Source organism: Mangrovimonas sp. DI 80 (assembly GCF_001975575.1).
GTDB lineage: Bacteria > Bacteroidota > Bacteroidia > Flavobacteriales > Flavobacteriaceae > Mangrovimonas_A > Mangrovimonas_A xylaniphaga.
In genome coordinates this window covers 102,670-114,890 of sequence record NZ_MSDT01000008.1, presented here as the reverse complement: position 1 = coordinate 114,890, position 12,221 = coordinate 102,670, and the positions used below count along the sequence as shown (strand labels likewise).

Here is a 12,221-nt window from a genome sequence, read left to right as displayed (position 1 = left end):
CCTTTCTTTCCCTTTTTTGAGAATTGATAATTAAATCGTGATATAATTTACTATTTCTAAAATATGTTTGCAAAGGAAGATTGTTTAAGATACGTTTTGAGGTTTAGCATTAAAAGGACAAGCTAATTTTGAAATCATCCCATTGAAAATGAACAAGTGAAAGGGGAGTACGCTGTACCAATACAATCTTCCCGCAAGTCCTCTTGGCCTGAAGGTGGCCGTTTGTTTAAGGATATTGTTTTCAATCTTGAATTCAAGCCAAGCTTCTCCAGGAAGACGCATTTCGGCATAGAGCAATAATTTCATTTTATCTTTATCTGCGAAAATCACACGCCAAAAATCCAAGGCATCGCCAGTATGAAGTTCGTCGGGATTAGTACGCCCTCTTCGAAGACCGATACCTCCCGCTAGTTTATCTAGATATCCTCTGATATTCCATAGAAAACTTCCATAATACCAGCCTGTTTCACCACCAATGGCCCAAATTCTAGACAACGTCAGTGGGATGTTTTGTACTTTACGCTCCTTATAATCTTTAAAGCAGCCAAATTTTGGAACGTTGATATATTTATGTGAATTGCTTTTTAGCTCACCACTGCTTATAAATGAATCTTTCCAACTGGAGAGAATACTGTTTTGTTCAATCTTTTCAAATGCCAGTGTCACCGCTTCTTTGTAGGTAATCGGGTGAATATTTAAAAGCGTGTTGATGTTGCTGGGTTTCCCTATGATGGGCACGCCCATGCTATCCACCAAATTACAGGCAAGTGTGTAGGAGGTGGACGTGACAAAATACAGCCAATAGGAAGACAATTTTGGAGTCATTACCGGAACGGTTAAAATATACCGTTTTAGCTTTCTCACTTCAGCAAACTGCAGCAACATTTCTTTGTAGGTCATGATTTCTGGACCGAAAATGTCATAGGTTTTATTGTATAATTGTGTGTTGCCAAGACTTTTGGACAGGTAAGCCAACACATCCCGAATGGCTAGTGGTTGCGTTTTGGTATGCAGCCATTTTGGGGCTACCATAACCGGTAGTTTTTCCACCAAATCCCTAATGATTTCAAAGGAGGAGCTTCCGGATCCCACAATAATTCCAGCCTTAAAAATAGTTGTAGCGTATTTGTTAGATTTAAGAAGATCTGCCACCTGTTTTCTGGAACGCAAATGTTTTGAGAGATTCTCATCGTTGGAAATTCCACCTAAAAAAATAACTTGTTTAACTTGAGTGGTTTCTAAACGACTTTTGAAATTTATGGCACATTGGGCTTCCAGTTCTTCAAAATCACTTGAAGAATTAGACATGGAATGGATTAAATAATAAGCAGCTTCAATGTTGTTTGGAATATTTGATAAAGTATCAGGTTTAAGGAAGTCTACTTCCACAACTTCTATGTTGGGATCCTCCAAGTAATGTTCATCCACACGATAGCGGTCCCTTACAGCACAAACCAAATGATGCCCCTGTTCCAAAAGGATTGGCATTAAACGTTTGCCTATATAGCCCGTTACGCCGGTTAGCAGAATTTTCATGGGTGTTTTAGTGTTTCAAAATTGGAGATCTTCACATTTTTTGCCTTCAGATCAAACATCAAGCTATAAAGTCCAAAAAAGGTTCTGTTGATATAGATGAAATGTTGGGAGCCTCGGTTGCCATTCATTTTTCGTAAATCAGTGTTTTTGGCATAGGACTCTCCAAGATTGGCAATTTTTCCAAAGAAGTTGGCATCGGAAAAATCGAAGGTTTCAGATTGTAGGGGCTGTGTAAACAATTGCAGAATGTCATGGAACATGGCTGTGAAAAATTCCATTTCTTCTTTCGAATCTTCTGGGCGTAATATTTCAAGTTCCAACATTTTTGCTTTAAAACTTGTGGAATCATTCAATATGTTTGGATCTGCCAATTCAAAATAGGGATTGTAAAAATCTTCTGGAATGGTTTTCATACATCCAAAATCCAAAGCAATCAGTTTTCCGGTTTTGGAAACCAAGAAGTTTCCAGGATGCGGATCGGCATGCACCTTTTTTAGGGTGTGGATTTGAAACATATAGAAGTCCCAGAGTGCTTGCCCAAGGGTGTTTGCCAATTCTTGATTGCTGTTTCCTGAAATGAATTCCGAAAGGTGTTCACCTTCCATATAATCCATGGTGATGATGCGTTCCGAAGAAAGTGCTTCGTAATATTGAGGAAACTGAAGGTTTGGAATATTCTGGCAGGCTTTGGCCACTTCCTTGCTTTGTTGCAATTCAAGGATATAGTTGGTTTCCTCTATCAATTTGCCTTCCACTTCCTTGAAATATTTATCGGAGTCCTTTCCTTTAATGTTGAACATTTTAATGGCAATCGGTTTCACCATGGCCAAATCTGATTGAATACTTTCCGCCACTCCGGGATATTGAATCTTAACGGCCAGTTTTTTACCATCTTTTTCGGCTAAATGTACTTGGCCAATACTGGCAGCGTTTACCGAATTGGGGTTGAACTTATCATAGATCTCGTGAGGTGATTTTTTAAAATAGGTTTTAAAGGTTTTCGTAACCAAGGCAGGGGAGAGCGGCGGTACAGAAAATTGTGCCAATGAAAACTTCTCTACATAGGCCTGTGGCAGGATGCTTTTTTCCATGCTCAACATTTGGGCAACTTTCAGGGCACTTCCTTTAAGTTGCTTTAAACTGTCATAGATGTCCTCGGCATTATTTTGATCCAATCTAGATTTGGCTTCCTGGTCTGTTTTGGTGAGCTTGTCACCATAGTATTTTAGATAGTTTACGCCAACTTTAGCTCCTGTGGCAACCAATTTGGAAGCCCGTTCAATTTTTGATGTTGGAATTTTATCAATGGTCTTCATAGTCTTATTTGGTTTGGAAGCGTTCTTTAAAAATAAATTTCCCAAAATCCATGAGACTGTTTATTGGGGTAGTATCAATGATGTCGAAACTTGTATTGATGGACTTTTCTATATAGATATCAGTTTTACTGAAACTAGCAGAAGTATCTTCCATCCAAAATTTTAAGGTGAGCAATAGCTGCACCCAAGCACCTTCTTTCATGGCTTTGTTTTGAATTTTAAGAAGTTGACCTTTTACCATATCCGGTTTTTGGATGTCAAGTTCGTCTATGTAATGGGTAAACACTTCTTTTAGTGGCTGAAGGTGTTTTAGCTGTTTCAGGTTGGCTTTGTATTTTTCCAAGACATACATTACAAAACTCCTATTGGCTGTAAGGTTTTCAAAAAAGGTAAAGTAGAAACTGAGCAGTTTGTTCTTGGCATCGTAAGTTTCGTATTCTGCACTGTTGTGAAGTGTTTTGATGGTATGCTCAAAAAAGGCCTTGAAAACGTAAGCTTCTATGGCGTCAAAAGAGCTGAAGTGTTCATAGAATGTGCTTTCTTCAAAGCTGTTCAACTTTGAGAATTGATATACGGACTTGGGAGGTGCATTATGTTCTAGGACATAATCCATGTACAAATCCACTAAGTCCATTTTTTTGGGAGTCTTCTTTTTAGCCATAGCTCTATTTTTTATAAAATTACAAAATGTCTAACTATTTAAAATTAAAATTAGACAAAATTAACATTTTATTGAGTTTTTAGATTTTTTGAGGCCTATTTAATTTTGAGAATTTAAGTTAGAAATTATTGTAATTCAAGAAGATAGTTTTGTGTATATTTAACAGGAAGATTAGTTGGCAATTTTAATTTAAGCTTTTGTTAACAAATGCCAGTTTATCTAATTTGTAATTTTAGTTGCACATTTTAAACATTAAATCAATTAAACCATGAAAAAATTATTACTTATTGCGTTGATATTAACGACCTCCTTTCATTTGAGGGCACAGGTTACAACGCCACAATCCAGTCCAGCTTGTAAATTGGAACAAAAGGTAGGTTTGACCGATATTTCCATTCAATATTCCAGACCAGGAGTAAAAGGTAGAACCGTTTTTGGCGATTTGGTGCCATACGACAAACTGTGGAGAACTGGAGCCAACAAAAATACCATTATCACTTTTAGCGATGATGTCACTTTTGGAAACCAAACTGTAAAAGCAGGTTCTTATGCACTTTTTACAAAACCGGGAAAGAGTTTATGGGAAGTTTATTTATACAGCGATACCGAAAATTGGGGAACTCCTCAAAAGTGGGATGAGAGTAAAGTGGCAGCCATAATCAAGGCGAAGGCTTCTCCAATGTCTTTCAATGTGGAATCCTTTAGTTTTGATATCAACAACATTACCAATAGCAGTGCTACTTTGGAAATTTTCTGGGAAAAGACCTATGTGGCAATTCCTTTTGAAGTACCAACAGATACTAAAGTTTTGGCTTCCATTAATGAGGCTTTAGCTGGATCGCCAAAAGCAGAAGATTATTTTGCGGCGTCTGTTTATTACTATCAAGAAGGGAAAGATATCAAGCAAGCTAAAGAATGGATTGATAAATCAATGGCTATGAGCAGTGAACCTGCATTTTGGCAATTAAGACAACAGTCCTTGATTTATGCTAAGGCCGGTGATAAAGATGGTGCAATTGCATTGGCAAAAAAATCTATGGAAGAAGCTAAGGCTGCTGGAAACGACGATTATGTAAAAATGAACATGGACTCACTGAAGGAGTGGGGCGCTATGTAAGATTCAATACTGTGGCGATATAGTTTCTTAAAAGCACAACTTCGGTTGTGCTTTTTTGCTTTTTTATAGGGAAAAAGAGCTTGGCAATTTTTTGTATCTTAGACGTAGTCCCTTTTTTTGAAAGTTTGGGTTTTTTACCAATTAATCGATTTAAAATTAAACGTATGGCTGGTCAGGTATCTATGGATCAGGCTTTTGTTGAAAGGTTGAATAATATCTTAATCTCCAATTTCACGAATGAACATTTTGGTGTTCAGGAATTGGCAGATGAGGTGGGTATGAGCCGTTCGCAAATGCACAGAAAACTCAATACGCTATTAGGAAAATCCTCTAGCCAATTTATAAGGGAATACAGATTGGAAAGGGCTTTGGAAATGCTCCAAAATGAAGAGGCCACCGCCTCAGAGATAGCCTATCGGGTGGGTTTTAATAGTCCAACTTACTTCAATACCTGTTTTAGCGATTTCTATGGCTACACGCCTGGAGAGGTCAAATTCAAAAAAACAGATGAGCTTAAAAACGGCATAGCTCCTAAAATTCCTGCTTCAAAAGCAACAGCAACACCTAAAAAGAAGAAGAAAACATTTACACCCTTGTTTTGGGTTAGTGTAGTGGCTCTGGTAATACTTATAGGCTATTCGTTTTATCATAATTCAAAGGCTGAAATTGACATTGAAGATGTGCCGATACATTTAAGGGAAGACAAAACCATCGCGGTTCTACCCTTTCAAAATTTAAGCGATGACAGTGAAAACCAGTATTTTGCAGATGGGATACGGGAGGACATTATCAATCACTTATCGAAGGTTCAGGAATTTATCGTGAAATCGCGTCAGTCTACAGAAATGTATCGGGATTCGCACCTATCTTCCCAAGACATTGGTTTTGCTTTGGACGCTAATTATATATTGGGAGGAAGTGTTCAAAAACATGGTGATAGAATTCGTGTTAGGGTGCATTTAATCAACTCCAAAACAGATGTGCAGTTGTGGTTTAGGGATTTTGATAGAGAGTATCAAGATATTTTTGAACTTGAAAGTGAGATTTCAAGATTGATAGCTTCCGAATTGAACGTGGTATTGTCTCCTCACGAATTGGAACTTATCGATAAGGTGCCTACAGATAATCTTGAGGCTTATAGTTTATATATTAAGGCATTATATTCCTTGTATTATGATGAAAATGTAGATTTAGCACGACGGTATTTCAATTTATGTATTGAAGAAGACGCTGGTTTTGCTTTGGCGTATTCAGGTTTGGCAGAAAGTTATCTTTGGGAAAATTGGCCAACACCAACCGTAAAAGATGCGGAACAAGTAAAGCAATTAGCCATTAAGGCGATGGAATTAGATAAAAGCTTGTCTGAACCGCATCGGGTAATGGCTTATGTGAGTGAAACCTACGATTGGAATTGGACCAAGGCCGAAAAGGAGTTTCAAGAAGCTATCAAGTTGAATCCCAATAATTATTATGCGATAAGTGAATATGCTATGTATTTGCAGTATGTATTGGGGGATTTTGAAAAGGCTCGTGAAATGATTGAGTTGGCGCAATTGGTGAATCCCAACTCAGCATTTACCGCAGTGTTGAGTGCCGAATTTTACCTGCATGAGGATAACTTCAAAAAGGCTTTGGAGGAAACCAAAAAAGCTAAAGAGTATGCTCCTAAAGGGATGTGGGCATATTGGGTGGATTTTAAAATCTATACGGAATTGGGTAATTATGATCAGGCTGTGAGGCAATTGGAAGAAAGTTGGGGATTTGTTGAGGCCTTCGAGTTGAACATACCTCCAATGTTGGAGGCTTATGAGAAGGACGGAGTTAAAGGTGTTTATAGAATGATCAATGATATGGATATCAATAACGCAAATTCGGAGGGCGTTCAGCATAATGCCTATTGGATTGCTCAAAAATTTGCATTTTTGGATGAACCTGAAAACGCGCTAAAATGGTTGGAAATTGCCTTTAGAAGAAAAAATGCCGAATTATTTATGATCAAATATGATCCTTATTTTGAAAATTTACGATCCAACTCTGACTTTTTGGAAATCTTACAAAAAATGAATCTCGGCAATTACCAAGGTGGTCTCAAACTATAGTCTATTGATAACAAGTAACTTTTGTGAAGTTTTAAGAAAACTGTACTTGTAAGGATTTTTGTATATTAGAGAGAGGGCCTACTTCTAGTTTTTGGTCCTCAACCAATTATTACATTTAATTTCAACAATATGGCTGGTCAATTATCCATGGATCAAAACTTTGTGGAAAGGCTACATATAATTCTAGAATCCAACTTTACCAATGAGCATTTTGGTGTTCAGGAATTGGCTGATGAAGTAGGCGTGAGCCGTTCCCAAATGCATAGAAAGCTCAATACTATCCTAGGAAAATCGTCAAGCCAGTTTATTCGGGAATACAGATTACAAAGGGCTTTGGAAATGCTCCAAAATGAGGAGGCTACAGCCTCCGAAATTGCCTATAGGGTGGGCTTTAACAGTCCTACTTACTTCAATACCTGTTTTAGTGATTTCTATGGTTATACTCCCGGAGAGGTTAAATTCAAAAAAAGTGAAGACTCTAAAAATGATCTTGTACCAAAGCCTTCTTCTGCAAAATCTATAAAGACAAATCTTCCTAAGAAGCGAAAATTTACAACTTTGTTTTGGGTTAGCGGTTTTATTTTTGCTTCTATTTTGGGCTATTTCATTTATCATAATTTGGAAGCTAAAAACGAAGAGTTTAAGGAACTTCCCTCGACCGAATTGGATAAAACCGTTGCCGTACTTCCATTTAAAAATTTAAGTGATGATTTAGAAAACGTCTATTTTGCAGATGCCATTAGAGAGGATATTATCAATAATCTCTCGAAAATTGAACAGATTATTGTAAAGTCTCGTCAATCTACAGAAAAGTATAGAGATTCAAAGCTTTCTGCTAAAGAGATAGGTGAAGCTCTTGATGCGAATTATATTTTGGGAGGAAGTGTTCAAAAGTATGATGACAGGATTAGGGTTAGGGTTCATTTGGTTAATGCCAAGACAGATGAACAGCTATGGTCTCAGGATTTTGATAGGGACTATAAAGATCTTTTTGAATTGGAAAGTGAAATTTCCAAACAAATAGTAGCGGAATTGAATTTAGTATTGTCCCCCTTTGAGTTGGAGCTTATTGACAAGGCTCCAACAGATAATCTTGAGGTGTATAATTTGTACATGAAGGCAGTTTATTATGGGGTTTATGCAGGAGATATACATTTGGCCAGAAGTTATTTGAATTCATGTTTGGAAATAGACCCTAATTTTGCAGTTGCTTATTCAGGGCTTGCTATTAGTTATTTATGGGAGAATTGGCCTAATCCTACTGAAAATGATATCTTACGAGCCAAGGACTATGCTGAAAGAGCTATCAGTTTAGATAAGAATTTATCAGAGCCGCACAGGGTGTTGGGGTGGATACATATGACCTATTATTGGGACTGGGAAAAGACTGAAGGTCAATTTGAAGAAGCAATTAGCATAAATCCAAACAACTATATTGCGCTTTACATGTATGCGCAATATTTGCAATATACTTTAGGAGATTTAGAGAGTGCTCGGAAAATGCTAAATAGAGCGCAGTTGATTGCTCCTGATTCATTCCATGTTTCAATTTTGAGTTCAGAGTTATATTTACAACAAGGTGATTTTAATAATGCTATGAGGCAAGCAGAAAGGGCGGAAGAGCTAGAGCCAAAAGATGCTTGGCCATTTTGGATTAAATTTAAAATATATTCCGCTCAAGGTAAAAATGATTTAGCATTTAAACAGTTGGAAATTAGTTGGTCATTTGAAGAGGAAGGAAAAGAGCGGGTGCCAGTGTTGTTGGAGGTCTATAAAGAATCTGGGATAAATGGAATTTATGCATGGATTAATGATATGGATATTGAGCATCTAAAATCACAGGGAACCTTATATAATAATGCGTATTGGATAGCTCAAAAATTCTCTTATTTAGAGGAAGGCGAAAAGGCTATAGGTTGGCTTTATATTGCTTATGAGCGCAAAAATGCCGAGCTCTTCAAGGTGAAGTATGATCCGTATTTTGAAAAATTACATGACAATCCCCGGTTTTTGGAATTTTTGGAAAAAATGAATCTCGGTTCCTATAAAATCAAGTTGTAGGATTGAAAACACTATAAACACTGGGGTTTTACGATATGGTCTCAACATAATTTCAATCCTTTAAATCATTTTTTAAACACATTCCCATAGAAGTTAAATCAATTACAACATGGCTGTTAAGCCTTGCATGGCATCTATGATGATCTTTGTATTGCAATCAATCATTAACTGTAATACAAGTAATTATGAAAACTTTAATCTTTTGGGTTTTATGTATAGCCCTCGGTAATTTAGGCTTTTCTCAAACGGGCCTAATAGAAATTGATCTAGCGGAAATGAATGTAGTTTCCAACAAAACCATTCACATGGATTATCTTAAGGAAATCACTTATGACAATACCGCAAAATATATTGTCGATCTGGAAAGTAAGGTGGCAAAATTTAATATTAACACTTACGATGAATTTGAAAGACCTTCAGAAGACAATACTTATGACGTGAATTTTAAATCTGAAAAAGGAAGCATAATTGTGTCTTATGATAAAGATGGCAATATTGTTTCTACAGATGAACATTTTGAAGACATTAAGTTGCCTCAAGAAGTAAGAGAAACAGTATTTAAATCACATCCGGGATGGTTCCTTTTGGAAACAGACTATTACGTAAACTACGACTACAACGAGCCTACTCACAAATATTATAAAGTGAAAATAGGCAACGGAGAAGACAGGTTAAGCGTAAAAGTAGATCCAAGCGGGGTTCTTCATCATCATTAAAATCTAGTATTCCAATCCAATTATCGAAGCGACTTTATCCAAAGTACCAATGAGCTGTTTGCTGAACTCATAGGTCATAAGGTCGCTTTCTTTTTTGCGTTGTCTTATCAATTCATTAAAGTGGATTGTTTCAAAATTATAACCAATGGTATTGTAATTGAAATCTAAGGTTTCAGTTTCTCCTTCATTTGGAATTAAGGTAACAGTAGAAGGCGCATGAAATTGACCGTTGATTTTAATGAGGCCTTTTTCACAATGGAATTCCGCAACGGTTGGGGTTGCTTCCAAAAGGGTACTTTTTAAATGGGCTTCTACACCATCCTCATAATGAAACACCATAGAGCAGGAAGAGTCGGCACCATTTTCAAAAAAAGTAGCAGAAGCGTCAATCGATTTTGGTGCCCCTAAAGTAGTCAAGGCCGAAAAGATAGGGTAGATGCCAATGTCCAACAAACTACCTCCACCAAGCGATTTTCTAAACAATCGGGATTCATTGTCAAAATCTCTATGGAATCCAAAATCGGCATTCATTTTTAGCAGTTTGCCATAGGTGTTTTCCTTAAGCATTTTCAAAACATGTTGGTAATGCGGTAGAAAATAGGTCCAAAGGGCTTCCATCAACAAAGTATCGTTGGCCTTTGCCGTAGCAATCATTTCCATGACTTCTTTAGAATTCATTGCAAAAGGCTTTTCGCAAAGCACCGCTTTTTGATGTGTTAGGCACAAGATACTGTGTTCTTTATGGTAGCTATGTGGTGTGGCAATATACACCGCATCAACATTAGGATCCTCGGCAAGTAGTTCGTAGCTATCATAGGCTTTTTGTGCTCCGTAGGTTGCTGCAAAGGCATCAGAGCGTTCTTGGTAACGAGAAGCAACCGCTACAAGTTCGCAGTTTTCCACAGTTAGTAAATCTTGAGCAAATTTGTTGGCAATTTTACCAAGGCCTATAATACCCCATTTGATGACTTTATCGGACTGATTCATTGATGTTTCGTGTGTTTTGAATGAAAAAAGCAATTAGGATGACTAAAATACAACCAAATAAATTGAGCCACAAGTACGGCATCCATTCATACCACCAGCCTATGATCACGATTCCTTGCGTGATTAGGGCGGCGATAAATACGGCATGGCCTTTAACGTATTTAAAGAAAAATGCCAAAAGGAAAATACCGAGCACATTTCCGTAGAAAATTGAGCCGATGATGTTTACTAATTGGATAAGGTTGTCCGCTAGATAAGCTACACAAGCAATGAGAATGGCTAAAATTCCCCAACCAAGGGTAAACCATTTGGTAGCCTTTAGGTAGTGGGTTTCATCCTTGTCATTGGCGAAATTTCGTTTGTAAATATCCAAAGCGGTGGTAGAGGCCAAGGCATTGAGTTCTCCAGCGGTGCTGGACATGGCAGCACTAAGAATAACGGCCAAAAGCAGGCCAATAAGACCTCTGGGAAGGTTATTCAAAATGAAATGAATAAACACATAATCCTTATCATTGGTTTCAATACTGATATCATTGTCTTTGGCGGCCTTTTGAATCAATACTTTGGCAGCATCACGGTTTTCACGGTCCTTTATATTTAGTTTTTGAAGTTCTTCAGAATAGGTGTCGTTTCCTGTGGCCACATAGTTTTCAAGAACCGATTGTTTGGCATTGAAAATATCAAGTTGGTCTTCTTCCAAGCGTTGGTAATCATTTGCATATGCCGAATTGCTTACCGTATTATGGGCAGCAGGATTAAAGTTGATAGGCGAATTGTGAAACTGATAAAAAACAAATACCATTACCCCGACCAAAAGGATGGAGAACTGCATAGGCACTTTTAAAAGTCCGTTAAAGATGAGCCCCATTTGCATTTCTTTAACCGATTTTCCTGAAAGGTAGCGCTGTACTTGACTTTGGTCGGTGCCAAAGTAGGAGAGGGCCAAAACGGAGCCCCCTATCAAGCCACTCCAAAGGGTGTATCGGTTTTCGAAATCAAAATCGAAATTGAGGATATTCATTTTGCCACTGGCACCAGCAATATCCAAGGCTTTTGTAAAGGTGATATTCTCTGGCAGATAGCTGATAATTAAACAAAATGCAATGAACATCCCTAAAAAGATAACGCCCATTTGGTGCTTTTGAGTAATGCTTACCGCCTTGGTACCTCCCGAAACCGTGTAAATAATCACCAAAGTTCCTATGATGATGTTAAGGTAGGTAAGGTTCCAATGTAAAATAGCCGAAAGTATGATGGCAGGAGCATAAATAGTAATTCCGGCCGATAATCCACGTTGGATAAGAAATAAGGAGGCGGTTAAGGTTCTTGTTTTGCCATCAAACCTGTTCTCCAAAAATTCATAGGCTGTGTAAACTTTAAGTTTGTCATACAATGGAATAAATACCATACAAATGACAATTATGGCAATAGGCACTCCAAAATAAAACTGAACAAAGCCCATACCGTCGTGAAATGCCTGTCCTGGAGTTGATAAAAACGTGATGGCGCTGGCTTGGGTTGCCATTACCGAAAGGCCAACCGTCCACCAAGGTGCCGAATTACCTCCCTTTACAAAGTCCTGTACATTTTTGCTACCTCTTGTTTTCCAAGTTCCGTAACCAACAATGGTCAATAATGTTGTGGCCAAAACAGCCCAATCCAACCAATTCAATACCCCCATACTAAAATGCTTTCATGATAAGGTAAAACGCAATAATGTAGATGACG

General features: G+C 37.7%; 9 protein-coding genes. 4 read left to right on the top strand and 5 right to left on the bottom strand.

Going from position 1 to position 12,221, the window contains the following annotated elements; all coding sequences use genetic code 11:
- Positions 1-84 precede the first annotated feature (84 nt).
- Genes BKM32_RS15055 through BKM32_RS15045 form a run of 3 tightly spaced genes read right to left on the bottom strand, consistent with a single transcriptional unit; the run spans position 85 to position 3,513 of the window.
- Positions 85-1,536, bottom strand: coding sequence for an SDR family oxidoreductase (locus tag BKM32_RS15055; protein ID WP_076664846.1), 1,452 nt, complete (start codon positions 1,534-1,536; stop codon positions 85-87).
- Positions 1,533-2,852 (bottom strand): AarF/ABC1/UbiB kinase family protein, encoded by a 1,320-nt coding sequence (locus BKM32_RS15050; protein WP_076664844.1) that lies wholly within the window; start codon positions 2,850-2,852, stop codon positions 1,533-1,535. The genes BKM32_RS15055 and BKM32_RS15050 overlap by 4 nt, the downstream gene beginning before the upstream one ends.
- A 4-nt stretch (positions 2,853-2,856) precedes the next feature.
- Positions 2,857-3,513, bottom strand: coding sequence for a TetR family transcriptional regulator C-terminal domain-containing protein (locus BKM32_RS15045; protein WP_076664842.1), 657 nt, complete (start codon positions 3,511-3,513; stop codon positions 2,857-2,859).
- A 268-nt stretch (positions 3,514-3,781) separates the two neighbouring features.
- Between BKM32_RS15045 and BKM32_RS15040 the strand changes: the two genes are divergently transcribed.
- From BKM32_RS15040 to BKM32_RS15025, 4 genes are all read left to right on the top strand, one after another.
- On the top strand, positions 3,782-4,630 hold the full coding sequence (locus BKM32_RS15040; protein WP_076664839.1) for a DUF2911 domain-containing protein: 849 nt from the start codon (positions 3,782-3,784) through the stop codon (positions 4,628-4,630).
- A 164-nt stretch (positions 4,631-4,794) separates the two neighbouring features.
- Positions 4,795-6,729, top strand: a complete 1,935-nt coding sequence (locus BKM32_RS15035) for a helix-turn-helix domain-containing protein (protein WP_076664836.1) — start codon at positions 4,795-4,797, stop codon at positions 6,727-6,729.
- Between the two features lie 129 nt (positions 6,730-6,858).
- Positions 6,859-8,790, top strand: a complete 1,932-nt coding sequence (locus tag BKM32_RS15030) for a helix-turn-helix domain-containing protein (RefSeq protein ID WP_076664833.1) — start codon at positions 6,859-6,861, stop codon at positions 8,788-8,790.
- Positions 8,791-8,975: 185 nt separating this feature from the next.
- Positions 8,976-9,506, top strand: coding sequence for a hypothetical protein (locus BKM32_RS15025; RefSeq protein WP_053977278.1), 531 nt, complete (start codon positions 8,976-8,978; stop codon positions 9,504-9,506).
- 3 nt (positions 9,507-9,509) lie between these two features.
- On the opposite strand, the gene BKM32_RS15020 is transcribed toward BKM32_RS15025, so the two are convergent.
- Together BKM32_RS15020 and BKM32_RS15015 are read right to left on the bottom strand one after the other, a co-directional pair.
- Positions 9,510-10,493: a Gfo/Idh/MocA family protein gene (locus tag BKM32_RS15020; protein WP_076664831.1), complete on the bottom strand. Its 984-nt coding sequence runs from the start codon at positions 10,491-10,493 to the stop codon at positions 9,510-9,512.
- Positions 10,477-12,174 carry a sodium:solute symporter gene (locus tag BKM32_RS15015; protein WP_076664828.1) on the bottom strand — a complete coding sequence of 566 codons (1,698 nt, stop codon included), beginning with the start codon at positions 12,172-12,174 and terminating at the stop codon, positions 10,477-10,479. Before BKM32_RS15015 ends, BKM32_RS15020 begins: the two co-directional genes overlap by 17 nt.
- Positions 12,175-12,221 lie beyond the last annotated feature (47 nt).